This window comes from Mesorhizobium sp. M0276 (assembly GCF_040321755.1).
GTDB lineage: Bacteria > Pseudomonadota > Alphaproteobacteria > Rhizobiales > Rhizobiaceae > Mesorhizobium.
Window position 1 is genome coordinate 263,103 of sequence record NZ_JAMYSC010000002.1, and the last position, 24,228, is coordinate 287,330.

30 protein-coding genes, 1 pseudogene and 1 riboswitch are annotated in these 24,228 nt (G+C 60.5%); of the genes and pseudogenes, 19 read left to right on the plus strand and 12 right to left on the minus strand.

What is annotated here, in order from left to right:
- Nucleotides 1-4 precede the first annotated feature (4 nt).
- From NKJ01_RS02935 to NKJ01_RS02960, 7 genes and pseudogenes are all read left to right on the plus strand, one after another.
- Complete coding sequence (locus NKJ01_RS02935; protein ID WP_502905844.1) at nucleotides 5-679, plus strand: DsbE family thiol:disulfide interchange protein; 675 nt, start codon at nucleotides 5-7, stop codon at nucleotides 677-679.
- Nucleotides 676-1,206 (plus strand): TlpA family protein disulfide reductase, encoded by a 531-nt coding sequence (locus NKJ01_RS02940; RefSeq protein ID WP_352725913.1) that lies wholly within the window; start codon nucleotides 676-678, stop codon nucleotides 1,204-1,206. The genes NKJ01_RS02935 and NKJ01_RS02940 overlap by 4 nt, the downstream gene beginning before the upstream one ends.
- A gap of 14 nt (nucleotides 1,207-1,220) precedes the next feature.
- On the plus strand, nucleotides 1,221-1,502 hold the full coding sequence (locus NKJ01_RS02945; protein WP_352725915.1) for a hypothetical protein: 282 nt from the start codon (nucleotides 1,221-1,223) through the stop codon (nucleotides 1,500-1,502).
- A gap of 13 nt (nucleotides 1,503-1,515) precedes the next feature.
- Nucleotides 1,516-2,274, plus strand: coding sequence for an SCO family protein (locus NKJ01_RS02950; RefSeq protein ID WP_352725917.1), 759 nt, complete (start codon nucleotides 1,516-1,518; stop codon nucleotides 2,272-2,274).
- Between the two features lie 64 nt (nucleotides 2,275-2,338).
- The gene (locus NKJ01_RS02955; RefSeq protein WP_352725919.1) at nucleotides 2,339-3,124 is read left to right on the plus strand and encodes a DsbA family protein; all 786 of its coding nucleotides are present in this window, start codon (nucleotides 2,339-2,341) and stop codon (nucleotides 3,122-3,124) included.
- A gap of 178 nt (nucleotides 3,125-3,302) precedes the next feature.
- Nucleotides 3,303-3,488: pseudogene (locus NKJ01_RS36380) on the plus strand (IS110 family transposase); the annotation flags it as partial.
- Nucleotides 3,489-3,806: 318 nt separating this feature from the next.
- Nucleotides 3,807-4,631, plus strand: coding sequence for an IS5 family transposase (locus NKJ01_RS02960; RefSeq protein WP_352458936.1), 825 nt, complete (start codon nucleotides 3,807-3,809; stop codon nucleotides 4,629-4,631).
- Nucleotides 4,632-4,660: 29 nt separating this feature from the next.
- On the opposite strand, the gene NKJ01_RS02965 is transcribed toward NKJ01_RS02960, so the two are convergent.
- Nucleotides 4,661-4,825 carry a hypothetical protein gene (locus tag NKJ01_RS02965; RefSeq protein WP_352725921.1) on the minus strand — a complete coding sequence of 55 codons (165 nt, stop codon included), beginning with the start codon at nucleotides 4,823-4,825 and terminating at the stop codon, nucleotides 4,661-4,663.
- 624 nt (nucleotides 4,826-5,449) lie between these two features.
- A complete protein-coding gene (locus tag NKJ01_RS02970; RefSeq protein WP_352726039.1) occupies nucleotides 5,450-5,881 on the minus strand; it encodes an ATP-dependent DNA ligase in 432 nt (143 codons plus the stop codon).
- A gap of 302 nt (nucleotides 5,882-6,183) precedes the next feature.
- On the opposite strand from NKJ01_RS02970, the gene NKJ01_RS02975 reads away from it, so the two are divergent.
- A complete protein-coding gene (locus NKJ01_RS02975; protein WP_352725923.1) occupies nucleotides 6,184-6,618 on the plus strand; it encodes a TnsB C-terminal domain-containing protein in 435 nt (144 codons plus the stop codon).
- Between the two features lie 155 nt (nucleotides 6,619-6,773).
- Here NKJ01_RS02975 and NKJ01_RS02980 read toward each other — a convergent pair whose 3' ends face one another.
- A complete protein-coding gene (locus NKJ01_RS02980) occupies nucleotides 6,774-7,079 on the minus strand; it encodes a hypothetical protein (protein WP_352725924.1) in 306 nt (101 codons plus the stop codon).
- The gene (locus NKJ01_RS02985) at nucleotides 7,054-8,049 is read right to left on the minus strand and encodes a LysR substrate-binding domain-containing protein (protein WP_352725926.1); all 996 of its coding nucleotides are present in this window, start codon (nucleotides 8,047-8,049) and stop codon (nucleotides 7,054-7,056) included. Before NKJ01_RS02985 ends, NKJ01_RS02980 begins: the two co-directional genes overlap by 26 nt.
- A 103-nt stretch (nucleotides 8,050-8,152) precedes the next feature.
- Between NKJ01_RS02985 and NKJ01_RS02990 the strand changes: the two genes are divergently transcribed.
- From NKJ01_RS02990 to NKJ01_RS03020, 7 genes are read left to right on the plus strand one after another with little or no spacing between them, the layout of a single operon-like run.
- The gene (locus tag NKJ01_RS02990) at nucleotides 8,153-9,682 is read left to right on the plus strand and encodes an ATP-binding cassette domain-containing protein (RefSeq protein ID WP_352725928.1); all 1,530 of its coding nucleotides are present in this window, start codon (nucleotides 8,153-8,155) and stop codon (nucleotides 9,680-9,682) included.
- Nucleotides 9,679-10,683: an ABC transporter permease gene (locus tag NKJ01_RS02995; protein ID WP_352725930.1), complete on the plus strand. Its 1,005-nt coding sequence runs from the start codon at nucleotides 9,679-9,681 to the stop codon at nucleotides 10,681-10,683. The genes NKJ01_RS02990 and NKJ01_RS02995 overlap by 4 nt, the downstream gene beginning before the upstream one ends.
- Nucleotides 10,684-10,711: 28 nt before the next feature.
- Entirely contained in the window at nucleotides 10,712-11,818 is a 1,107-nt protein-coding gene (locus tag NKJ01_RS03000; RefSeq protein WP_502905850.1) for a substrate-binding domain-containing protein, read from the plus strand.
- Complete coding sequence (locus NKJ01_RS03005; protein WP_352725933.1) at nucleotides 11,733-12,626, plus strand: amidohydrolase family protein; 894 nt, start codon at nucleotides 11,733-11,735, stop codon at nucleotides 12,624-12,626. Before NKJ01_RS03000 ends, NKJ01_RS03005 begins: the two co-directional genes overlap by 86 nt.
- Nucleotides 12,627-12,666: 40 nt before the next feature.
- A complete protein-coding gene (locus NKJ01_RS03010) occupies nucleotides 12,667-13,419 on the plus strand; it encodes an SDR family NAD(P)-dependent oxidoreductase (RefSeq protein WP_352725934.1) in 753 nt (250 codons plus the stop codon).
- 19 nt (nucleotides 13,420-13,438) lie between these two features.
- Entirely contained in the window at nucleotides 13,439-14,278 is an 840-nt protein-coding gene (locus tag NKJ01_RS03015; RefSeq protein ID WP_352726041.1) for a transketolase, read from the plus strand.
- The gene (locus NKJ01_RS03020) at nucleotides 14,275-15,297 is read left to right on the plus strand and encodes a transketolase family protein (protein ID WP_502905845.1); all 1,023 of its coding nucleotides are present in this window, start codon (nucleotides 14,275-14,277) and stop codon (nucleotides 15,295-15,297) included. Before NKJ01_RS03015 ends, NKJ01_RS03020 begins: the two co-directional genes overlap by 4 nt.
- A gap of 1,276 nt (nucleotides 15,298-16,573) precedes the next feature.
- Here the strand turns inward: NKJ01_RS03020 and NKJ01_RS03025 are convergent.
- Both NKJ01_RS03025 and NKJ01_RS03030 read right to left on the minus strand, forming a co-directional pair.
- Entirely contained in the window at nucleotides 16,574-17,599 is a 1,026-nt protein-coding gene (locus NKJ01_RS03025; protein WP_352725936.1) for an IS110 family RNA-guided transposase, read from the minus strand.
- A gap of 273 nt (nucleotides 17,600-17,872) precedes the next feature.
- Nucleotides 17,873-18,289 carry a diguanylate cyclase gene (locus NKJ01_RS03030; protein WP_352726044.1) on the minus strand — a complete coding sequence of 139 codons (417 nt, stop codon included), beginning with the start codon at nucleotides 18,287-18,289 and terminating at the stop codon, nucleotides 17,873-17,875.
- On the opposite strand from NKJ01_RS03030, the gene NKJ01_RS03035 reads away from it, so the two are divergent.
- A complete protein-coding gene (locus NKJ01_RS03035; RefSeq protein WP_352725938.1) occupies nucleotides 18,289-18,417 on the plus strand; it encodes a hypothetical protein in 129 nt (42 codons plus the stop codon). The two genes, NKJ01_RS03030 and NKJ01_RS03035, sit on opposite strands and share 1 nt — an antisense overlap.
- A 108-nt stretch (nucleotides 18,418-18,525) precedes the next feature.
- Here NKJ01_RS03035 and NKJ01_RS03040 read toward each other — a convergent pair whose 3' ends face one another.
- Nucleotides 18,526-18,792: a DNA -binding domain-containing protein gene (locus tag NKJ01_RS03040; RefSeq protein WP_352726046.1), complete on the minus strand. Its 267-nt coding sequence runs from the start codon at nucleotides 18,790-18,792 to the stop codon at nucleotides 18,526-18,528.
- A 157-nt stretch (nucleotides 18,793-18,949) separates the two neighbouring features.
- A complete protein-coding gene (locus tag NKJ01_RS03045) occupies nucleotides 18,950-19,087 on the minus strand; it encodes a hypothetical protein (RefSeq protein WP_352725940.1) in 138 nt (45 codons plus the stop codon).
- 393 nt (nucleotides 19,088-19,480) lie between these two features.
- Here NKJ01_RS03045 and NKJ01_RS03050 point away from each other — a divergent pair, with 393 nt between their 5' ends.
- A complete protein-coding gene (locus tag NKJ01_RS03050) occupies nucleotides 19,481-19,942 on the plus strand; it encodes a Ros/MucR family transcriptional regulator (RefSeq protein ID WP_352725941.1) in 462 nt (153 codons plus the stop codon).
- A gap of 252 nt (nucleotides 19,943-20,194) precedes the next feature.
- On the opposite strand, the gene NKJ01_RS03055 is transcribed toward NKJ01_RS03050, so the two are convergent.
- Entirely contained in the window at nucleotides 20,195-20,407 is a 213-nt protein-coding gene (locus NKJ01_RS03055; RefSeq protein ID WP_352725943.1) for a cold-shock protein, read from the minus strand.
- 651 nt (nucleotides 20,408-21,058) lie between these two features.
- On the opposite strand from NKJ01_RS03055, the gene NKJ01_RS03060 reads away from it, so the two are divergent.
- The gene (locus NKJ01_RS03060; protein ID WP_352725945.1) at nucleotides 21,059-21,268 is read left to right on the plus strand and encodes a Y4oE-related protein; all 210 of its coding nucleotides are present in this window, start codon (nucleotides 21,059-21,061) and stop codon (nucleotides 21,266-21,268) included.
- Between the two features lie 304 nt (nucleotides 21,269-21,572).
- On the opposite strand, the gene NKJ01_RS03065 is transcribed toward NKJ01_RS03060, so the two are convergent.
- Nucleotides 21,573-21,722 carry a hypothetical protein gene (locus NKJ01_RS03065; protein ID WP_352725947.1) on the minus strand — a complete coding sequence of 50 codons (150 nt, stop codon included), beginning with the start codon at nucleotides 21,720-21,722 and terminating at the stop codon, nucleotides 21,573-21,575.
- Nucleotides 21,723-21,865: 143 nt separating this feature from the next.
- Nucleotides 21,866-22,067, plus strand: a riboswitch (cobalamin riboswitch).
- 844 nt (nucleotides 22,068-22,911) lie between these two features.
- Between NKJ01_RS03065 and NKJ01_RS03070 the strand changes: the two genes are divergently transcribed.
- On the plus strand, nucleotides 22,912-23,208 hold the full coding sequence (locus tag NKJ01_RS03070; protein ID WP_352725949.1) for a DUF4167 domain-containing protein: 297 nt from the start codon (nucleotides 22,912-22,914) through the stop codon (nucleotides 23,206-23,208).
- A gap of 192 nt (nucleotides 23,209-23,400) precedes the next feature.
- Here the strand turns inward: NKJ01_RS03070 and NKJ01_RS03075 are convergent, their stop codons facing one another.
- Nucleotides 23,401-23,727: a helix-turn-helix domain-containing transcriptional regulator gene (locus tag NKJ01_RS03075; RefSeq protein ID WP_352725951.1), complete on the minus strand. Its 327-nt coding sequence runs from the start codon at nucleotides 23,725-23,727 to the stop codon at nucleotides 23,401-23,403.
- Between the two features lie 5 nt (nucleotides 23,728-23,732).
- The gene (locus NKJ01_RS03080) at nucleotides 23,733-24,029 is read right to left on the minus strand and encodes a type II toxin-antitoxin system RelE/ParE family toxin (RefSeq protein ID WP_352725953.1); all 297 of its coding nucleotides are present in this window, start codon (nucleotides 24,027-24,029) and stop codon (nucleotides 23,733-23,735) included.
- Nucleotides 24,030-24,228: the final 199 nt, after the last annotated feature.

A 24,228-nucleotide genomic window follows, 5' to 3' on the forward strand; every position in this document is an offset into this window, starting at 1 on the left:
AGCCGTGCTGTTGGCGAACATGAAGGTACGTGCTCAGGGGTTCGCGAAGCCGTCGGCTCGGCGCGTCATCACTGCCAGCGGCTTCGTTCAACCCGATGCAAAGCCGCTTGCCACGCCGCGCGCCGCGTGGCGGCGGCTGGCGGTCCTGCTGCCGGTGATGATTTTCGTCGGACTCGCGGTCTTGCTCGCCTGGGGCCTCACCCGCAACGCTTCCGACATCCCCTCGGCATTGATCGGCAAGCAGGTGCCCGAGTTCAGCCTGCCGCCGGTCAAGGGTCGCGTGCTCGGTCTGTCGAGCAGCGAGCTCAGCGGCGAGGTTTCGTTGGTCAATGTCTTCGCGTCCTGGTGCGTTGCCTGCCGCGAGGAGCATCCGGTCTTCCTGCAGCTGGCGGCAAGCGCGACGGTGCCGCTGCATGGGCTCAACTACAAGGACAAGCCCGATGATGCCGCGCGATGGCTGGACACGATGGGCGACCCCTATACGCGCACGGCCGCCGACCTCGACGGCAGGGTAGCGATCGACTGGGGCGTCTATGGCGTCCCGGAAACCTTCGTCGTCGGCGCCGACAGGCGGATCGCTTACAAGCAGATCGGTCCGGTGACGCAAGAGACGCTGACCAAGACCATCCTGCCGCTGGTCGAGCGCCTGCGCGCCGAGGCAAGGGAGCGGCAGCGATGAGCAGGCTCGCCATCATTCTTCTCGGTCTTCTCGGCATGCTGGCCTTGCCGCAACCTCTCTCGGCGGCCGAGCCGCCGCAGAATTTTGCCTTTCACGAGGCGCCCGTCCCAGTGCCGGAGATCAGCTTCGAGGACGGTGCGGGCCAACCGAAAACGCTCGCCGATCTTTCCGGCAAGGTGGTGCTGCTCAACATCTGGGCGACGTGGTGCGTTCCCTGCCGCAAGGAAATGCCGACGCTCGACCGCCTGCAGGCCAAGCTCGGCGGACCGGGCTTCGAGGTCATTGCGCTGTCGATCGATCGCGGCGCGGACGTGGTGAAGCAGTTCTTCGCCGAAATCGGCATCCAGCATCTCGCGCTCAACATCGACACGTCGGGCAAGGCGATGTTCGCGCTCGGCGTCGTCGGCCTACCGACAACATTGTTGATCGACGCCCAGGGCAAGGAAATAGGCCGGCTGATCGGCCCCGCCGAATGGGATTCGCCCGAAATGGTCGCATTCATCCGCAGCCACTTGCCTGCCAACTGAGAAAGGAACCGACAATGACCACCACGGAATTGACACAAGCCAACGAGGCCTCGCCCGGCTCCAGCATCCGCCGCACGCTCGCCCGCCGCCGCGGCCTGATCGCAGCCGGTGCAGCCGTCGTTGTAGGCGGCATCGCCTTCAACTGGACATGGCTGGTCGCGGCAGGCATTGCGCCGCTGCTGATCAGCGTCCTGCCTTGCGTCGCCATGTGCGCACTTGGTCTATGCATGAACCGGATGACCGGCCGCGCCTGCACAACCGACACCGCCCGAAAGCGGACGCGGATGGCACGATGAAAGGCAACGGCTGATGCTCGTCCAGATCCAAGCCGAGCCGCAAGCGCCTTCCTCGGTTTTGGGCGCGTGGCTGCTGCGCGGCTTGATCGCGCTGGCAGCGGTTATCTTCGGCCATGTCCACGGCGCGCAGGCGCATTCGCTGGATGATGTCGACGCTCTGCTCAAAAGCGACGAAAAGTATTTCCAGCAGATCGACAAGCCAACGCCTGATTTCACCCTGCGCACCGCCGATGGACGCGTCGTTCGACTGGCCGATCTGCGCGGCAAGGTCGTCGTCCTCCACTTCATCTACACATCGTGCACAGACGTGTGCCCCCTGCACGCCGAGAAGGTCGCCGAGATCCAGAAGATGGTGAACGGCACGCCGATGAAAGATCAGGTCACCTTCGTGAGCATAACGACCGACCCGACGCGAGACACGCCGGACGTGCTGCGCAACTACGGACCGACGCACGGGCTCGACCCGGTCAACTGGCTGTTCCTGACCACGACCCAGGATCAGCCGGAGGATACGACCCGTAACCTGGCGGAAGCCTTCGGCCACAAGTTCACCAAGACGGACGACGGCATCCAGGCGCACGGCATCGTCACTCATGTCATCGACAAGGAGGGCCGCTGGCGGGGGAATTTTCACGGCCTGGATTTCGCGCCGGTCAATCTCGTCACCTTCATCAACGCGCTCACCAACGGCGTCGAGCGTCCGCACCATGACCGGGAAGAAGGCGGAGTACAGGACGAAGGCTGGCTGACGAAATTGAAGAACTTCTTTTGACGCAAGTTTCGCCGACGGCATGCCGACACCAGGCAGCCTCAACGGACAACTAGGAGAGACGCACATGAAACAGGCAAATCGATATGGCGGCTTGATTGCCCGCGCCCTTCTCGTTGCCGGCGTGACGGGATGGTTCCTGCTCAATCCAGACGTTCAGGGCGCCGGGCGATCGGCGATGGCTGCCGGCGAAATGTCCCAGGATCAGTTCGACCAGCGCGTGCACGACTACATCATTGCGCATCCCGAGGTTCTCATGCAGGCGCTGCAAAGTCTGGATGCGCGCCAGCGCGAGGCGGAGGCGGCCGAGGCAAAGGCGGTGCTCACCTCGCGCGCGGACGACATCTTCCGCGACAAGCAGAGCCCGGTCGGCGGCAATGCGCAAGGCGACGTCACCATGGTCGAATTCTTCGACTACAACTGCCCCTATTGCCGCCAGATGGCGCCGGTCATGGCACAGGCTGCGGCCGACGATCCTCAGCTCAAGATCGTCTACAAGGAATTCCCCATCCTCGGTCCGGATTCGGTATTCGCGGCCAAGGCGGCGCTGGCGGCCCAGAAGCAAGGTAAATACAGCCAATTCCACAAGGCGCTGTTCGACGCCAGGACGAGGGTGACCGAGGCTATCGTGCTGAAGATCGCCGCCGAGGCCGGCCTCGACGTGGCGCGCATGAAGAGCGACATGCAGCAACCCGAAATCCAGGCGCTGATCGACCGCAACGCCGAGCTGGCGCAGGCATTGAGGATCACGGGAACACCGGGTTTCGTCGTCGGCGACCAGATCTTTCCCGGCGCCACCAATCTCGAGACGATGAAGAAGCTGATCGAGCAGGCGCGGGCGCAGCCGAAATGAGGCACGCACCGGCAAGCAGGAAACTCTGATGCCCGAACTCTCCAACATCGGCGTGCTGAGCGCGCCGGCGGGCATCGTCCTCGAAGCCGCAAGTCCGCTTCCATGAAGATCCTATGGGGATGGAAGGCGACCAGCGCTCTGCCAGAGTGAAGTCGCCAAACATCTCCTGGAGGTCAGCATGCAAGCCAACACCACCAAAGCCCCGGCCGCTATCCGCGTCGATCTTGCCGCAATATTTGTCTCGTTAGAACTGTCTCGTTCAAAATGGCTCGTGAGTTCAAAATGGCTCGTGAGTTCGCTTTCGCCAGGTGGGAACGAGAGAATGTCGAGACACCTCGTGTCGGGGGGCGACATTCCGGGTTTGTACCAAGTCGACCAATCCAAACTCTGCAAAGAACTGTGCACCTGGCCAGCAGACTGGTAGCGCAAAGCAGGCGGCGCCCGGGCAGCAGGACGGCGACGCCAAGACAGCTGCGCCTGGTCAAATGAAAACGACCACAGAAGGGGTGCTAAGGGTTGCTTCAGCCATCGATTGAACAAGCTCTTTGAAGGTCTCTCTGCAAGGACCGGGCGGGGCCATACAGGCAGCGGCTCTTGCCTCTTAGTGTCCGTTCCAAAAAGAGTTGAGTGATTTCAGCAGGTTGTGATTCCGTCGGATTTGCGAGATTCGATGGAGATCACGATGGCCTGGACTGAAATCACCCGTGCGCATTATGAGCGGCGTTGCGCCCGCTACGCAAGCGATCTGACCGATGCAGAGTGGGTGCTGATTGCGCCAATGATGCCGTCGGCGAGCCGCATCGGCCGGCCGCGCAAGACAGACCTGCGCGAGGTCGTGAACGCACTTCTTTACCTCGCCTCGTCGGGCGGCGCGTGGCGATTGCTGCCGAAAGACTTCCCACCCTTTTCAACGGTGCAGAAGTACTTCTATCGCTGGCGTGAGGCGGGCTTGTTGCGGACCATCAGCAACAGCCTCGTCATGGCGGCGCGCGAGGCTGAGGGTCGGGAAGCGAGCCCGACGGCGGGCGTGATCGACAGCCAATCGGTCAAGACCACGGAAAGCGGCGGAATTCGTGGCTTCGACGCGGGAAAGAAGATCAACGGGCGCAAGCGTCACATCGTTGTCGACACCATCGGCCTGATGGTCGGTCTCGTCGTCCACGCCGCTGATATCCAGGACCGGGACGGCGCACCGGCTGCCCTCAAGACCATTCTCGAACGCTGGCCGTGGCTGCGACACGTCTTCGCCGACGGCGGATATGCCGGACCGAAGCTTAAGGGCGCGATGCAAAAGATCGGCACGTTCACCCTGGAGATCGTCAAGCGGACGGATAAAGCCAAAGGCTTTGAGGTCCTGCCGCGCCGCTGGGTCGTGGAGCGCACATTCGCATGGCTGGGGCGATGCCGCAGGCTGGCCAAGGACTGGGAGAAATCCCTCGCTTCCGCAGAAGCCTGGATATACGTCGCTCACATTCGCCTGCTCACCCGCAGGCTCGCAAGAAGTTGATATCAAAACACTCTTTTTGATTCAGGCTCTTAGACGCTTCGGTTCAGCAACCGGGCTTCCCTCACGAGCGATGACCAAAGCGTGATGCCTAAGATGCTGACAAGGTCACGAGCCTGTTCTTCCGTAATGCCTGTTTCATGGACCAGGCGCTGAATAACCGCGTCGCTCGTTGATTTCCCAGGCTTGTTGGTCATTCCGGATGCTCCTCAAAGTGCAGCACCGTCGCCTAAAGGCGCTTTTCCCGTAAGTCGGGAAAAGCCCGTCGCAGCTAATGAGCGCAAGCGACGGGCTTTTGTTGCAAGAGGCGGCCGCATCCCTAAGAATCGACCACCTACTCTTTAATTACGGAGCGATGAATTCGTTCCACAATGAGAAACGGTATTTTCTTCGCCTCCAAACCTGATCCGTGAGATAGTGCTAATGCCGCACTTTTGAGGGGGGTCAATGCGACCGTCGCGCTACAGTGGTGTCTACTGGCCAGCGGTGGCGGACTCGACCCGAGCACAGGGTCGAAACTCGCCGGGTGAGACCCCCAACAACCTTCAAGCCCGACGGGCCTACTACCCGACCAGAGTACGCGATCGGGACCGGGCTTAACCGGCATCTGCTTCGGTGCAAGACGAGTGCCCGCGTGGCTGGTTTGAAATGAGACAGAGATTAGGTCGGCTTATCCAACAGCGGTCTCTTCCGCGCGGGCGGCGCATAGGCGGTCACCAGCCGCACCTTGTCCGCGTCAACCGTCACCGGCAGTGGATTTCCTCACTCGATCCTCGACAGAACGTCACACGCCAGCCGATGGAGCTTATCGGCGACGTCATTTATATCGACGGAAAGCGCGTGAACGAGGGCTCGGAGGTCGGCCGGGCCAGGTTGCTACCTCCTGGGGCGTTCGATCGAGGCGAGCACCAAAGCTCTTCGGGCTCGACTGGACTGGCATGGCTCGCTCGAGCAAACACATTCCGTTCGCATGGCGTGCGCGACGTCACCCTAGGTGTCGACGCGACTGGGTCAGCATGAGCCTGACAGGCGCACAGCTCTCCGTCGACATAGGCGTCTTTCACCGGGAGCGCGCGCAGGGCCGCTATCATCGCTTGATAGCGATGCGACCAATCGAGGCCGGTGCGGGTCAGCAAGCGGATGTCGCTGCCGTCGATCCGCGCATGCATGCGGTATCCGTCGTACTTGATTTCGTGAAGCCAATCGGGGCCGTCGGGCGCATCATCGACCAGGCGGGTCAGCTGAGGCTCGATCCATTTGGGGGCGGATGCGTTTTATTCGGCTTTGTGGGATTCACCGTCTACCGCGCCAATAGAGATAAAGCGTCCTCATGCGGGCCAGATTGCCATATGACGATGGTATATCCGCTGCAGCTCCTACCGGAAATCCCGCGTCTTCACCTTGATGCGGTCGCAAGCCCGGGCATCCGGAAGGGCATCGCGCCCTCGACGAGGCGCGGGAAGAGATCATCCGCACAACGATCGCGAGCTTCTATCTAAAACGGAACCGGACGAGTATTTCGCGGCTGGTCCGGAAAGTACAAATGAATTGCATATTGGCCGACCGCAAGCCGCCGCATCGGCGCACAATCGAAGCCCGCCTTGAGGACGTCGACCTCCAGAAGCGCGCCCAGCGGCGCGGTGAAAAGAAGATCGTGAAAGCGACCACGGCAACGCCTGGAACGTTCAGCGCGTCGCGACCGACGGCGGTGGTCCAGGCAATGGATGTTTGCAGCCGAATGGTGTCGGGGTTCTACCTCACGATGGAAGCGCCCTCCCGGTTATCGACCAGCCTCTGCCTGCTGCATTCGGTATTCGACAAATCCGCATGGCTGAGGGAGCGGGAGATCGTCGAACCATGGCCCGTCGCTGGCCTGCCGGAAACGCTGCACGTTGACAACGGCGCCGACTTTCGCAGCCAGGCCTTCAAGAGAGGGTGCCAGAACGCAGGCATCGCAATCGCCTCGCCCATTACTACCCCAACGTGCTAGCCAAGGAAGGCATCACGCCAATGTCCTTGCTTCCGGCTCTGATCGAGACGGACGTGCAAGAACAATCCTGCGATCTAACCAGCGCTGATCCCTGTTGGTCGTTTCGGCAACCCGAACGAAGTCGCGTCCATCGCCGTCAACCTCGCCAGGAACGGCTATATCACCGGGCGGACGATCAACATCAATGGAGGTTGGTACATGAGTTCGTGAGCGCCAGTTTCCTTGGCGTCTGCCGGCCTCTGTCGGCGAACGAGCTCGGTCGGCGGCTTTCTTTCAGCTGTTTTCAAATCCAGTGGCCAACGGGACAATGAAGCGTGTCGCCATTGATTGGTCTCATATCCTGCAGCCTTGAAGAAGTTTTGCATTCGATTGGCTCGACAATTGGTCTTCTTGATATCTGACGAAAAGATTGCGATGCCTTGAATGCCGAACTGTTCACGCCATTGGCGCCGCTTTGTCATCTCGTGCTCCGAAATGTGGCCGTCGTTCGAACGATATGCGGAGTTGCTTTTCTGCCAGAAACTGGCGAGCCAGATCGGTGTCGCGCTTACCAACGCGTGACACCCAGTCCGAAAACAGGCGAACCGCGCGTCGGTTCATATGCCGCGAAGGACAGACCAGCCAGTATCCCGGAAACTCGATAACCTCGAACTCGGTCGAGACCGGAACCAGAGAGCCCGACGCCAGGTCCTCGAATGCGATGGAAGTGCTTTCCAGGACCACGCCCGCCCCATCCTTCGCCAACTGGACAGACATCGACGACCGGTCGAAGCGATAGGGATAAGTCATGCGGGCCCCCAGGATACCGTTGCGCGGCAGCCAATAATCCCACCGGAAATAGGCCTTCACGCTGTCGATCAGTCTCGCATGGCGAATCTGTTCGCGCGGATCGGCCGAAAGTGCACGCAGTTCGGCAAGGTATGAAGGCGAACACATCGGCAGGATCAGGTCATTGATGACGCAGTTCGAGTAGAGATCGGCCCAGCCGCCGTCGCCATAACGCAGATCCAGATCGATAACCTCCGTTTCGAAGTCCGAGAAATTGGGCGTGGCGTCGACGCGCAAATTCCAGCTTGGATAGTCCTTGCTGAATTCGGCCAATCGAGGCGCCAGCCACTTCTCGCCAAAAGAAGGACTGACGCGAATGCTGAGCTGGGAGCTTTCATGCTGCCGCACGATGGCGTTTCGCACCTCGCGTATAGATTCGAACGCCTGGGTGGTGGTCTGGTACAGCCGTTCGCCGTCGATCGTCAGGGAGAGATGGCGCTTTTCGCGCTGAAAGAGCCGCACCCCGAGTTGGTGTTCAAGCAGCCGCAACTGCTGGCTAACCGCCGACGGTGTCACCCGCAATTCTTGCGCAGCCTTGGCCACGCCGCCAAGCCGCGCAACCGCCTCAAAATGGGTCATCGAATTGAACTTGAGATTTGACATCGATCTAGTCAGTTAAGCTCAGCTACACAGAATGTTAAGAAACGAGAATTGAGCCGAATGTCAATCGGTCGCATGATCTGGTGGTCTCGGGAGGAGATGCAGAATGGAAGCGGGTTCAGCCCAAAGCTTGGGTGCCGGCAATGTGCCGGGAGTTGGACAGGCATTGAGCAGGAAGCTCCTGATCGAAGCTTCCAATGTCGAGAAGAACTACGGCGCGACACAGGTCCTTCGGGGGGTGAGTTTTCAGGTTCGGGCTGGCGAAATCCACGCGCTCCTAGGCGGCAACGGCGCCGGCAAAAGCACTCTCATCCGCATCATCACGGGGCTGACCTCACGCGATGCCGGCGACATTGGCTTTGCCTCGTCCAAGGCCGGCCGCGTCAGTCCGATCATCGCTGTGGTGCATCAGGAGCTGGCGCTGTTGCCCGAGCTGTCGGTCGCCGAAAACATCGGCATTGTGCATGCGCGGTCGGGCTGGTCGCAGATCAGCCGTCACCGCATGCGCGAAATTGCGCTTGATGCCCTGCGCCTGATCGACCCGGCGATCGGCGAAGAGATCATTGATCTGCCAGCACGCAAATTGTCCCTCCACGAAGGCCAGATCGTCGAGATCGCTCGTGCCCTTTCCACCGGAGCCGAAGTGCTGCTCCTTGACGAGCCCACGGCCAATCTCACCGCCGGCGAGACGGCCAAACTCTTCTCGGTATTGAAGCGGTTGGTGCGCGAGGAAGGCATGGGCATCGTCTTTGTTTCGCACCGTATGCGGGAAATCCGCGAGCTATGCGATGTCTGCACGATCTTGCGCGATGGCGTCACGATCGCGAATGCAACGCCCCTTGCCTCGCTTGGCGACGCCGAGATCGTCCGGCAGATGGGACAACCCGCGCAGCGTCCGGCAACGCAGCGAAACGCACAAAAGGACCTCCAACAGGGCGGACCAATCGAGCTGCTGGGTCCAGACAACGTCAGGATCGCGATTTCGTCCGGCACCATCCTGGGATTGGCCGGCGCACCCGCGGGTCCGAGCGGTCTCATAGCTCCCCTTGTCGGCGCGGGACCCGGAGCCGGTTGGCGCCTTTCCGGCGAGGGTTTTGCGGACCGCTTTTCGTCTCCAGCGGCAGCGGCGCGCGCTGGTATCGGCTTCGTCTCAGGCGACCGAGCTACCAAGGGCATCCTTTCGCAGCTTCCCATCGTCGACAACGTGCTTGCAGCGCGCAGGGTGCGCGAGAAGCGGCGCATCGTTGCGGCAGCCGAAAGGCAGGAATGTCGTGATCTCGTTTCGGCGCTGAAGTTGAAAGCCGGCTCGATCTGGGATCTGCCGGCTTCGCTGTCCGGCGGCAACCAGCAGAAGCTTCTCGTCGCACGCTGGCTTGGACTGCCGCTCAAAATGGTGGTGCTGGAAGAGCCGACCCGAGGCGTCGACATCGGCACCAAGCACGACATCTACGCCCTGATCCGGGAGATGGCAGACGCCGGCGCGATCATCATCTGGTGGTCGACCGAGAACGTCGAACTGCTCGAGCTTTGCGACGCCATTTTCGCCTTCGACACCGATGGGCGGCCAAAGGGATTTCTGCCTGAAGAACGCTACACCGAAGGCGGGCTCGCCGAACTGACGGGGATGGCGGCATGACCGACGCAACCAACGGCGCCACGACAAACGACAAAGGCCGGGTCACCAGGTCCCGCGTCCCAACAGTTCTTTTATCCTATCGCACGGAAGCCGCGATTGCCGGGGCAATTGTTGTCCTGCTGCTGGCCGTCGGCATGTTCGTGCCCGCCGCACTCAGCATGGGCAACGTCCAAAACATCATCCAGGCCGCCGCACCTCTCATCATCATGTCACTCGGAGTTTTGCTGGTTGTGGTCACGGGCGGCATTGATCTTTCCGTCGGCTCAATTTTCTCCCTAACCGGAATGGTGACTGCGCTGGCGATGGCCAGTGGCGCTGATGGACTGACCGCGAGTGCTGCCGGCCTGGCGGTCGGTCTTGTGTTTGGTTCGATAAATGGGCTTCTGGTCACGGTCGTCGGGCTCGCGCCTTTCGTCGTCACGCTCATCACCTACGCGGTGGCGGGCAGCCTGGCCTTCATCGTCACCAATGGTCGTTCGATGCCGATCGGCGCGCCGGATTTCTGGCTCCTGAATTCGGGCGAAATCATTCCCGGCATACCCAACCATCTTCTGTTCTGCATCATACTGATGGTCGTGCTGGAATACATCCTGCGCAAGGTCGTGGTGGGACGCTGGTTCTATGCCGTCGGCTCGTCGGCAGTTGCAGCCCGGCTGCTCGGCATCCCGGTGCTGCGCATCAAGTTCGCGGCCTATGTCGCATCGAGCCTGCTTGCTTCGTTCGCCGGGCTGTTGACCGTCAGCTACATCCTCAACGCCGAGGCGATGGCAGGGGCCAGCCTTATGCTGCAGGCGATTGCCGCCGTCGTCATCGGCGGGGCCAGCCTCTTTGGCGGAACAGGCAGTGCCATTGGCGCGGTGCTGGGCGCTCTGATGATCACCTGCATCCAGAACGGCGTGAATCTCATCGGCGTGAACAGCTTCTGGCAAGGCTCCGTCACAGGCGCCGCAATCCTGCTCGCGGTTCTGATCGACCGCTTCAGCAACAAGAACCGCATCTAGATCATCAACGGGAGGAACCAAGATGAAAATGAAGACCATCCTGCTTGCGGCAATGGCCGCGGCCGCACTAACCAGCGCCTCATACGCTGAAGACAAGAAGACGGTAGCCTACATCGCCCCATCGCTGGACATCTCATACTGGCAATGGGTCGGCTACGGCGTGAAGGAGAAGGCCAAGGAACTTGGCATGGACTATGTCGAGTATTCGTCGGAGAATTCACCCGCCAAGCAGATGGACAATGCCAGGACAGCCGTCACCAAAGGTGTCTCGGCCATTGTGATCGGGCCCGTCAGCTCGACGTCGACACCGCCGCTGCTCGACTATTTGGCGAAGCAGAAGGTGCCGATCGCCTTTGCTGGCATCGGGCCACAGCCGGGCCTCACCAACTATACGTCCTCGGTCACCGCGAACAACTATGAGACCGGCAAGGCGCAGGGGAAATTCACCTGCGAGCTCGCCAAGGAGCGTGGCGGCAACAAGGTTGGCATGCTGTCCCTGCCGCAGGACCGGGAAAATGCCCAGAAATACCTCAAGGGCGCCGAGGAGGCGTTTGCCGCCGACGGCTGCGACCTCGTCCAGATGCTGGAGACCCGGGGCCTAACCATCAACGAAGCCGTCACCCAGGCCAACGACCTGTTGACCGCCAATCCCGACGTCAAGGCCATCTATGGGATGTATGACGAAGCCGGGACCGGCGCCGCCAAGGTGGTCGAGACCCGGGGGCTGACCGGCAAGATCGGCATTACCGTCGCCGACGGCTCGCCAACCACGATCGCGCTGCTGAAGAAGGGAGCGATCCAGGGCATCTTCTTCCAGGAGGCGGTGGGACAGGGCATCGACGGCACCCAGCAGGTCTACAATGCGCTGACGGGCGCGCCGGTGACCCAGGACCTGGCCTTGGTCATGCCTCTTGTTACGGCCGACAAGGTTGACAGTCCCGAGGCCAAGAAGGTCATCGCCCGCGTCTTTCCCCCGAGCAACTGCCCGCCACCCAATGGACCCCCCGGCTTGGCCGGGGGGTCCAGACCTCGAGCAAGGAATCCTGACTGTGGCCGAGCTGCCGTTCATCGATCCGCACCATCATTTGTGGGATCTGGAGACGAATTACTATCCGTGGCTGACCGACGGGGTTAAGCCGTCAGCGTTCGGTGACTACGAAGCAATCCGAAAAAGTTACCTTCTCGATGACTATCTTGAGGACGCCAGGAACCAGAACCTCGTAAAATCGGTGCACCTGGATGTGGGGTTCGATCCCAGCGATCCGGTTGGGGAGACGCGCTGGCTGCAAGAGATCGCGAATAAACGGGGCTTCCCCCACGGCATCGTCGGCTATGCCGACCTATCCAAACCCGATGTGGGCGACCTTCTCGATCGGCACATGGAGTATCCGAACTTCAGGGGTATCCGGCAGTCGATGAATTACCATCCCGACCCGGCCAAGACCTATCAGGCTCGGCCGGAAGTGAGCCGGACGCCACAATGGCGACGGGGGTTTGGCGAACTGGCGAAACGCCGGCTGAGTTTCGACCTGCAGCTCTACTACCCACAAATGGGCGAGTTCCTAGAGCTCGCGCGCGACTTTCCCGACGTCCAGATCATTCTCAACCACACCGGCATGCAGGTCGACGGCCCCGAGCATTTTGGCGCCTGGAAAAAAGGCATGCACCAGTTGGCGCAAGCGCCGAATGTCGCGTGCAAGATATCGGGCCTGGGCATGGGCGACTGGAAATGGGCCGTGGCGACGATCCGCCCCTATGTCGAAGAGGCTATCGCGACCTTCGACGTCGGCCGCTGCATGTTCGCGACGAACTTTCCGGTCGACAAGCTGTTCTCGAGCTTCGACGCCATCGTGAACGCCTTCAAGGAGATCACGCGAGGCTACACGCACCAGGAGCGGCTCGCGTTGTTCCACGACAACGCCGCCAGATACTACCGGCTCTAGGTCATCCGCCGAAACAGTTGAAACAGCAGGAGACTTTGACATGTTGCTGAAGGGCAAGGCCGTGGTTATTTCGGGCGCCGCGAGCCCTCGGGGGATAGGCCGCTCCACGGCAACGCTGATGGCGGAGCACGGGGCGCGCGTTGCAATACTCGACCTCGATGAAGGGCAAGCCCGCAACGCAGCCGTGTCGCTCGGCGCCGAGCACATTGGCCTCGCCTGCAATGTCGCCGACCTCGATGCCTGCAAGAAGGCTGCTGCGGAAGTGACTGAAGCCTTCGGCAAGGTCGACGTGCTCTGCAACATTGCCGGGATCACGCAGCCGGTAAAGACACTGGACATCGGCCCGGCCGACTGGGACCGCATCCTCGATGTCAATCTGCGCGGCGTCCTCTATCTCAGCCAGGCCTTCATCCCGCATATGCGCGAAAATGGCGGCGGCTCGATCATCTGCATGTCGTCGGTTTCGGCGCAACGCGGCGGCGGCATCTTCGGTGGCCCGCATTATTCGGCTGCCAAGGCAGGCGTGCTCGGGCTTGCCAAGGCCATGGCACGCGAATTCGGACCCGACGGCATCCGCATCAACTGTGTCACGCCCGGCCTGATCCAGACTGACATCACCGGTGACAAGCTGACCGACACCATGCGCGCCGACATCATCAAGGGAATCCCGCTCAGCCGGCTGGGCGACGCCCGCGACGTCGCCGGCGCCTATCTCTTTCTGGCGTCCGATCTGGCCAGCTACATCACCGGCGCCGTGATCGACGTCAACGGCGGGATGCTGATCCATGGCTGAGGGGACAACAGAGATTGAGATGCCTCGCGCCGGCAGCAATGTCAGCCTTGCCGAACGAGCCTATCGGATCCGGCGACATGCCGTGCGGATGGGTCAAGTCCAGGGCCAAGGTTACGTCGGACAGGCGCTCGGTGTCGCCGATGTGCTTGCCGTCGCCTATTTCCATGCGCTTCGTTACCGGCCGGAGGACACGTTGTGGGAGGGACGCGATCGCTTCCTGCTATCGATCGGACACTATGCGATTGCGCTTTACGCGGCGCTGATCGAAGCGGGCGTTCTTCCGGAGGAAGAACTCGAGACCTATGGCAGCGACGATAGCCGCATGCCGATGTCCGGCATGGCGGCATACACGCCCGGCATGGAGATCACCGGGGGCTCGCTCGGTCATGGCCTTGGCATTGCCGTCGGCATGAGCCTGGGACTGAAACGCAAGCAGAGCGATAGTTTCGTCTACAATCTCTTGTCCGACGGTGAGCTCGGTGAAGGCTCGACCTGGGAAGCAGCGATGTCTGCCGCCCACCACAAGCTCGACAACCTTATTGCCATCGTCGACTTCAACAACCAGCAGGCCGACGGCCCGTCGACGGCCATGCTGTCTTCCGAGCCGGTGACCGACAAGTTCGAGGCCTTCGGCTGGCACGCGCAGCGCGTTGACGGTAACGACCTCGAAGCGGTACGGGTGGCCTTCGACCAGGCACGCGAACTTAAGGAACCTCGCCCGCGCGTCATTGTCTGCGATACCCGTATGGCGAAGGGCGTGCCGTTCCTGGAAACCCGCGACATCACGCATTTCATCCGCGTCGAACCGCACGAATGGGCGCTGGCGCTCGAAGCTTTGGAAAAGGGACGTCCGCAGTGAGGTTGTCAAAGTTCGCACCGCGCCACGCCGCCAATGCCGGTGAGCGCAAGACCACATCGGCGATGATCGCGTCGATCGCGCCCGATGGCGTACCGACACGCAATGCGCCGTTCGGGCACACACTGGCCAGACTGGCGCATCAGCGGCCCGGAATAGTTGGCCTGACGGCAGACCTCGCGAAATACACCGATCTCCATATCTTCGCACAGGAGCATCCGGACCGCTTCTATCAGATGGGCATGGCGGAGCAGGTGCTGATGAGTGCCGCCGCCGGCCTGGCGCGGGAGGGTTTTACGCCCTTCGCCACGACCTACGCGGTCTTCGCATCGCGACGTGCCTACGATTTCATCTGCATGGCGATCGCCGAGGAGAAACTCAATGTGAAGATCGTCTGCGCCTTACCGGGGCTGACGACCGGTTATGGCCCCAGCCACCAGGCGACAGAGGACATCGCGATCTTCCGCGGCATGCCGAACCTGACGATCATCGACCCTTGCGACGCGCTCGACATCGAACAGGCTACGGAGGCGATCGCGGACTACAACGGACCGGTCTACATGCGGCTTTTGCGCGGTAAGGTTCCTGTCGTGCTCGACGAATACGACTATACATTTGAAATCGGCAAGGCGCGAATGCTGCGCGAGGGTGCGGACGTACTGTTCATTTCCAGCGGCCTGATGACCATGCGCGCGCTGGAGGCCGCGAAGGCGCTTGAAGCCGACAGGATCGGCTGCGCCGTTCTGCACGTTCCGACGATCAAGCCTCTGGACAAGGAGACGATACTTGCCGCCGCGCGCCGTTCGGGACGGCTGGTGGTGGTGGCGGAGAACCACACCATCGTCGGTGGGCTGGGCGAAGGTGTCGCCGCGCTGCTGATGCGGGAGGGAGTGGCCCCAGTCTTTCGGCAGATCGCCCTGCCCGACGAGTTCCTGGACGCTGGCGCGCTGCCGACGCTTCACGATCGCTACGGGATCTCAACTTCCGAGCTCGTGCGCCGCGTCCGCACCTGGAGCGAATGAGAAGCAAGAGCTCTCCCCATGCAACAGTTGAGCCATCGACTTGAACTGTGAGCTGGCTAACCCCGCCGCGGTTGTCGCGCTCGTCACCCCGGGTGCAGCGTTGTGGACTGAGAACCTGGGCTTCGCTGATGCCTGTCAATCTGCACATCCTGCCCGCGGCCCCCTGGTGCCGGTCTCCCGCGGGTCCGACGCAAGCAAGTTCGGGATGTTGGCTTCTCTGTCCTTCGCGGCATATGGACCGACGCGCGGCTCGCCTGTTCTCGGAATGGGTTCACGGCACCGGTTTGGTCGAAGGTGAGATGACCCAAGCCTACCAGTTCATCGGAGCCATCAGTGGACGATCCCCATCTTCCTACTCCGGTACCATGCAGAGGTGGAAAGCTCATCTTCGATCTGGCTGGCGATCCGGCTCGCGTTCGTGAGGTTTCCCTGCGCCACCGGTCGCCGGGCTGAAGCGTCAGGATATCGGCGAAGACGCGGCATCCTTGAGCGTCCAGCTTGGGCGCGAGCCAAAGAGTAAATTCGGATCGCATCAATGTTACGATCGCAAGCGGTGACACTCGGTCCGCAGGCCCAACTTTGATCAATCGCGGCCGGGCGCCAATCTTTCACCACAGGTCCGCGCGAGCGCGCGCATGCAGTGCCTCCCAGCATTTGTCGGCCGGCGAGCAACGAATTTGCCCTGCAGTGGATGACATTTAGTTGGCCAACCTGCTTGCGGTGATCGATGCGGCGGCAGCATTGTTGGGATTTGCACGAAGTTAGCGTCGCACTGAGCCGGCATCAGCCGCCCCGATCTCGCCAAGCAACAGGACAGGGGCCCGCACCTAACCCAAAACCACCGAAGCGGCACGGACGTTCAGTCGATGTTTACCATTCGCTATTATCTTTCGCGAAGCGGCAAGGTTCTGAGTACCGCGCAAGTCAAAGGGCCTGCTCCAGACAATGGGGCGGGCCTTCTCTTTTGGGGCTGGGTTTGTCAAGCAAAGGGATTCTCACCGTGGCATACCATGCGCGGCTTTGGTCGTGGTGTTGACGGCTGATGCGTAAACGGTTTCGATGCGCCGGAGATGATGAGTGCACGCCAGGGGTCTGGCTTCTCTTCGAAGTCGGCGCGTGACCTCTCCATGATCGGGTCGGTGGAGAGGCATCTCAATCTTTTTACCGAAACTGTCAGCCCGACCTGACGTCCAAGCCCGCCTCGAGATTGCCTACCCACTTGTCCCTGAACGGGACCTCTATCCGCGCGGCGACGCGGAACCCTTAATTCGAACTCTCAGGCGGCATTGGCCTCCCAGCGATAGGGTGTGTTGTCGACCCACATCCGATGCAGGATGATCGCCAGACGCCGCGCCACCGCCACGGTAGCCTTCGCCATACCTCGCCGGCGAGCGACGGAGAGGCCCCACGCCTTCAATGGCGAACTCCGCTTCGAGATACGCAGAAGAATCCCGGCGGCTTCAACCAATACCCATCGAATCCCGGCATCGCCGCACTTCGAAATGCCCCTATCCTGGTCGATCTCGCCGGATTGATAGCGCGAGGGCGTCAATCCGAAGTGGGCTGGAACGGAGCGCGATCGGCTGAACCGCGCCGGTTCGTCGACGCCGGCTCGGAAATTCAGGGCGACCATCGGTCCGACACCGGGGGCGGTCATGAGCAGTTTGCAGGTGTCGTCGCTCTCGGCCAGCCGTTCCATTGCCTTGTGTAGGCGCTGGAACTGCTCTCTCAAAACGCGACGGACTTCCAGCAGGGGGTCGATCACCAAGTGCAGATGCGGGGATTGTTCGAGCAACTCGATAATGCGCCGCTCGAACTGCAGCCGGGTTACGGCTCCGACCTTGAGGCCAAAGTTGCGCAGCAGGCCTCGCAGGTTGTTCTCCGCATCGAGAATCTTCGTCTGCACGAACTTGCGCGCAGTGAGCAGCATCCGGATCTCCTGGCTCCGGACGGTCTTGACATGAACCGGCTTGTAGAGCCCGACGCGCATCATCTGTGCGATGCCGCGGGCATCGTTGCGATCGGTCTTGTTGATCTGAGCCGAGAGCGCGGCCTTCATGTGCCGCGTCTCGACGCAGATCACCGGATAGCCTGCGGCCGACAGGCCACTGTAGAGCCATTGCGAAAGCGGACCGGCCTCAAGGCCGACGCGCTTGTAGGGGCCGCCAATCGCGTGGAGCAGGGCGCCGATCGCCTCCAGCTCGGTCTCCACCTTGCTCTCTCGAATGAGTTTACCACCCGTGTCCATTACGCAGACGCTGGTGGTGCGAACGGAAACATCAAGACCGACGAACAGTTCCATGGCAGACCTCCTGACCGGTCGAACCGTTGGAGCCTGCCCGGAAGACCGACCTCCCGCTACTCCCATGCAGGGAGGCCACCGGAGCCCCAATCATCCGATCTTTTTGCGTCACTTAGGGGAACGGACTCCAACGAAATGCCGGTTACCTGAAAAATGGGCCCCAGGCTGTGACACGTCGAACGTGGCCGGGTTGTTGGTGCATCCGCAATCGGTTGGAAGGCAGGCCCCATTCACGCGATACTCTGCCAGCGTCAGGGCTGGGCCAGGGGTAGGTTAGGGCGTCACGACCCGCAACATGGCGGCTTCATAGTCGAACGAAACACGATTTCGTCCATGTTGTTTTGGTTCAAAAAGGCACCGTCCGGCAGTGCGAAGGACGTCCTGAGCATCTGCATTGGGAGAGATTTCCGCGCCTCCAATGCTGACAGTCACTTTCACGCCGTCCTGCTGCCCTTTCGCCATGGGACTCGCCTCGACAAGACGGCGTATGTTTTCCGCAATTGTACCTGCCTGCTCTATGCGCACGTCGCGTAACAAGACTCCAAACTCTTCTCCCCAAGACGGCCGGTCGAGTCTCCTGGGCGTGGTAGATACACGAGCGCCTTTGCAATTCGAACCAAAGCCTGGCCACTTTGGAATCCGTGTTTTGTCGTTGATTAAGGAGAAGTGATCCGGATCGATCAGGAGCAGTGTGTCGCATTCCCTTCATCCAGTCGGGCGTGGTTGACCTCGTGTTGCTGTCGTCCAGCGTGGCGGGTCTGGTGCTCGCACCGGTCGCCGGCCATCTGGTCGATCGTCATGATGGAGCAAAGAACTAAGGTCTTTCAATTTGAACCTAATTCCCGCAGCCCCGACCGTCAGACCGCTCTTTTCGCGGACGCCGTAACCACATCTGACAAGCGGAGCGTGTCGCCGCCTGTTCGCCCTCATCCGGCGAACAATTCCTTGTAACCGGTCGTCACCATCCAGTTCGCCCGATCGAGATGGCTTCGCACAGTTTTCCGGGCCCGCTCCGGCTCTTGCACCGGATCGATGCCGAGGATGACCTGCGCCATCTCCTCATAGCTTGCCTCGTCGGCACCTGCATCCAGGAGCCTCAGGTAGGTCGTGAAGTGCTGGCGGTCGTAGGTGGTCAGGCTGTCAGACCAGGGCACTTCTTCTTTAAGACCTGGTTTAACGTCTGGATATTTCATCATGAGATCGGGCTCCGGAAGTAAGTGATCGAAGAGCGATTGTTTCTTTTCGACAGCCTAACCAAGCGGATGGGAGACATCGTGCTAAGATCGCGATCATGATCCGCAAGCGCCCGCTCGACGCGATATGCGCATCGTCTGAGCGGTCCAACCAAGGTTAGGGATGAATTGCAAAAAGCTCAAGACCGTGCGGTTGCACATCGGGTTTCACGCGGATTGCTTGGCCATCAAGGTCGTTTGTGACCACAGGATTAACAGGCAAAGCTTGTGCTTGAATAACCGCGATGCTCAGCATCGGTTCAACCACCGCATTTGAGTTCGTAGCGCCTGCCGAGGGCAGCTGGCCGGAGCGCAGGTCAAATCGAAAGTCAAGAACCGAAGCCTAGCCACCGCATCCTTGATGTGAGGGCTTCGTGAGCTGCGGAAGGACGACGGGCTTCATGGATGCAAAACATCTTTGACGCTTCCGTTTTGGAAATCACGCGGAACGGATCGGGATTCAGACCCAAACTCCGACCCGGCCAACAGCGCGCAGGTCAACACTGCACGACGGGCGGGATGCTGCGCTATAGGCGTCGATGCCGACGAGCATCGCAACAGCCCTGCCCGGCTGTATTTGCTTTCAGCGACAACCGCCACTATGTAGCGACACTTCGCCGACTGTGTTTCAAGCCACCCGGAGAGATTCATGACAGAAGAAGCCGACAACAACATTGACGCCATCATCGAGCTCACCGCCGATGTCGTCTCAGCCTATGTCTCGAACAATCCGGTCCCGGTGGGCGATCTCCCTGCCCTGATCGGCCAGGTGCACGCTGCACTGAAAGGCACTGCCGGCAGTGTTTCGGCAGAAAAGCCCGAGGCTCTCAAGCCTGCTGTGCCGATCAGGAAGTCGGTGACACCGGACTACATCATCTGCCTTGAGGACGGGAAGAAATTCAAGTCGCTGAAGCGCCATCTGTCGACCCACTACGGGCTGACGCCGGACGACTATCGCGCCAAATGGGGTCTGCCGGCGGATTATCCCATGGTCGCGCCGAATTACGCCACCGCGCGCTCGGAATTGGCCAAGACGATGGGCCTCGGCCGCAAACCGAAGGATGCGGAAGCGCCGGCGCCTAAGAAGACCCGCAAGAAGGCCGCAGCCTGACGTCAATCTTTGGGCTTTGTTCTGATGGGCAGCAGCCACTGGCGTAATCTGCGCGGAATATCAAAAGGCGGGGCCAACCCCGCCTTCCCTTCAAACAGCCATATTTCATAAGGAATTCGCAACGCCCTTGCAGCAATCTGCGGCCCCGGCCTGCAAGTTTACCCATGTTCTTGCTCGCTCTTGTCGAGCGGTCGCCAGTACATCCGGGACCTGCCGCGTCCTTCCGGCTCTTGCCGGGACGCAGCAGAAAAATCAGCCGGCTTTGCTGATGCTGCCAGCAGAGGACTTGCCGGTGCGGCGGTCCTGCTCGATCTCATAATTGATCTTCTGGCCGTCAGCGAGGGTCGAGAGCCCCGCGCGTTCGACAGCGGAAATGTGGACAAAAACATCCTGACCACCATTGTCGGGTTGGATAAATCCAAATCCCTTGGTGCTGTTGAACCACTTCACGGTTCCGGTCGCCATATCCACGTATTCCTTCGTGACAATTTGCAGCGTGGCCTAGCCGTTAAGCCAGTCCGGTTCATCTCAAGGCTTGGCGACTTAGACGCAGCAAAGCGAAAATTGCAAGACCCGGTTCACTCGGCCGCGGGTAGCTCCCGCACGCCCATCATGACTGTCCAAGCTAGGAAGCTCAGTCCTGCGCTGGCCTCGCGATGTCATTTTTGATCTGCAATCGATGGCGAACATCGTGGAAATTTTCCCGTCGGGCAGGATACCGGACGCAATCTTGAAGCGGTCGAAGCAATAAAGCGGCGCGCCCACTGCTGGAGTCCAAGTAGGCCTAATCGGCCCGAAGCTGCGAAATCGGTCTATCGGGGCCATTACCAATCGGACTGGGCAAGACCGCGGCGCACCTGGCTCGATTCGACCTGCCCAGTCTCCATCGATTTAGGCGACGATCTCTTGGTCAGCCCGGCGTAGATAGTTCTGATCTCGGTGAGTAAGTCTGTTTGGTATACGTTGTCCCAGAAATACCGCCATTGTGACTGCGGGACTCCTGGCGACCTGGTTTTTGGAGGGGGTTGCTTGATTATAGAAGCTGGGAATGGCATCAAACGCTCGACTGACATATCGTGTACGATATGTTTCTCGAACAGATTGAGGGAATTCGATGTGAAAAACGACAGAGTTGTTGAGGATTGGGAGACATTAACTGACGGCGAGGCGATAGAAGCAGCGACCGAAAGGCACGGCAAGGACCCCACAACGTCAGTCGCCGATTGCGCCTTCGAAGTATCTGGCCGTGGCGAAGATCCCGAATACCGATTCTGGTTCGATCTGTTTCTGAGACTCTTAAAAAACGATCATGTCGGGTGGGCTTAGCTCGCAAGACAAACGACCTTCTCGCATCTGCCTGACTTGGGAATGCAGGTCCGCAAAGGCTCTCCATGATGCCCGTTAGCCCATGCTCATTGACCGAGCCGGGCACGGAGTGGACATGGGTCGCCGTTCCCCTGACCTGGGGTCAAAACAAGAAAGCCTGAACAGACGGAAACGCATAGGCGCGTCATCGTTTCCCTCCCCGCTTGCTAAGTCTGGACGGATCGCCTGCGCCCATGAACGCTACGGATGCAACCGCGAGATCGTGCTGTCATTGACATTGGAATGGTGGTCGATCTCCTCCCCGCTACCCGGCAGCAAGTCGCGGCTGGCGCAGGCGGTTGCCGATGCTCTCGCCAGCGGCGCGACCGTCGGTGAAGCCGGTCTCCGCTCTTGCGCGGATAAAGCCGAACAGGAGCTTGAAGCGGTAGCCGCGGGATTTTTCCCAGCCGGCCATTGGGAGTGGTTATGTCGCCAATTTGTGCGGTGTTGACCACCCTTTCGCAAAACTCGACCTGGTCATGCTCGACGCGCCCGTCCAGCGCCCTGGGGGCGCGCCAAAAGGCCGACGTGAGAGAATTGAACCGATACGGCGATCGCAATAGGCTGCCAAGCGATGGTTCCCCGGTTCGAAAGTGCCGAGGTGAAAAGGGAACATGGTGAGGCCTGGCGGACCGAGGCCATGGCTGCCCCCGCAACTGTAAGCGGCGAGCAAAGTCCGACACGCTGGCTCCAGGGTCGGGATGGCAGGATGGCGCGAAGATCCGCGAGCCAGGAGACCTGCTATCAGCGAGAAATGACCGGACGGGGTGTGCCGGGAGGAAGCTCGAAAGCGGCGTCGCGCGGCCTTGCGCGCCATCCCGCCGTGCCTCGAGGAGAGATGGCGAATGGGTGGCGTCGATCCCCGACCAGGATAGTTGTCTGCATCCGCTGCCGAGGTCGGCAGCCAACCGCCATGGCAGGTTGTATGCGGCCGCTGGTCGTCGCTTTCTCAGTGCCCGGCAAGGCGAGTTACCTCTTCGGCGACATCTATTTAGATCTGCCTTCCATCTGATTGCCTTCGTGCGCCTTTACAGCTCTCTCCCGGACGGCTGGTGCAACGAGGGCCGGCGTCCGCCCGGACTTACCGGCAAGGTGCTCTCGCGTCTTCCTGCATTCCCGCCGGAGCCGCGCGATGACCATCGCCGGGTTCGCGTGGCGGCTGGGTGGATCACAAGTGCATCGCGCCTCGAAAGGCGAGGATGCCGCTATTCTGGATCTCACGCTGTTCGAAGATTGAGATAATCAACTTCCGGCAAAAGCAATCAATGATTGGTAATGCCTCCGAGCGGTAAACCACAACTTGAAACCGCCATATTGCGTTCCTATATATTTTCTGCTGAACAGGCTCGGCTAGCTCTCATATGTGATCGAGCGCCCGGTCTTTTTCACCTGAAGTCGAACCATTTGCCACCCCAGGTGCAGCCGAGGTCCGCTTAAACCAAACGAATCCAGAATTACGCTGTGCGGATCAAGACAGGCCGCAAGGCTATTTCGGCTGAATGGTGGCAGCCTGTTGATTCATGCGGCGCGTGAATCGAACTTCGACCATGCGCCAAACCAAACGATTCCAATAAAGGAGCAAGCCGTGATGGCTTGAAAACAACATGAAAAGAAATCAACCAAGACAGGTGATATCTTCCAGTATCCGCACGAGGGCCTCGACAATGGGGCCCGCCCGCCTGAAGACAGGCAACGCTCACGGTTCGCAAAAAAGCTATGAGGGCTATTTGGAACTTGCACATGCCCAGGCTTTGCTCGGCAACCGCGTCGAGGCAGAGAATTACTACCAGCATGCAGAGCACTATTTCCGCTGCGGAGCTGTCACGGGAACCCCACAGCAGCCTGACGTGAGCGAAACGGCTGTCTTCGGCAACAACCGTCCCTTCGCTATGGTGTATTAAAAGCGCCATCGATCCACCCGTCAGCTGAAAGGTCGGTCCTGTCTGGCGCGCATCAAATTTCGAGCAGGGAGTTGGGGGCGGCCGGTCGGCTTCACCACATGCATAGCGACATTGTAAACCGGCGCTTTATCGTTGCCTGAAGGTCAACGACGGAATGAGACACGCCCCACCTTTTCCATGCTCCCAAAGAGGTCAGCCCACGAGCCGCTCTGGCTCGACCTTGAAATGCACTGCTTCCCGACGGTTGAGCTCACGCAGGACCGCAGAGAGGTTGGCCAGCCGCGGATTGCCGCGAGGTCCGAACATTCGCATCAAGTTCTTCGGGTCGATCGAGACGGCTTCGCCCAGACCCTCGAAGCCGACCGTCGCGTTTATGTAATCCCGGATAAGCGCCTTGCCGGTGTCGGCCTCGCCGGCGGCGAAGGCTTCAACCGCCTCACCGAGCAGCGCTGCCCGGAACGCTGGATCACGCTCGGCGCGCGCCTTCACGGTCTCCTTGAAACTGCGCGACAGTGCCATTGCTTTCACTCCTTCGCCTTCTTGCGGCGCTTGTAGTCCGCCCAACGGTCGTGAGCCTGGGCGATGTCCGCCTGCTGGCGGCTTTTGGTTCCGCCTGCGAGCAGGATGATCAGCTTCGTGCCATCGAACGCCAAGTAGATTCGGATGTCCGGCCCCCAGTCGATCCGCCATTCCGAAATGCCCTGCCCGACCGGCTTCAATCCCGACTGGCTGCCGGCGCCGAGACGAGCGATGGCAGTCGTGACCTTAGCGGCATGCGCCGCCGGGAGCTTATTCTTCGAACGGGCGCTTGCCTCGTTCATCCTCAGAGACTTCGACTTCGACGCTCATATAGTGTCACATACGATACCTGAAAGGCGAACGCAAGGTCAGGTTCCGCCCCTCTCATCGGCAAGGCGCGCGACGACAAGGAGTTGACGCGCGCCGAGCTTGCGCCCTTGCTTGGGCCTTTCGATGCAGGTTTATGCCCGCTATGAACGCGCATTCTCAAAAATGCACAAC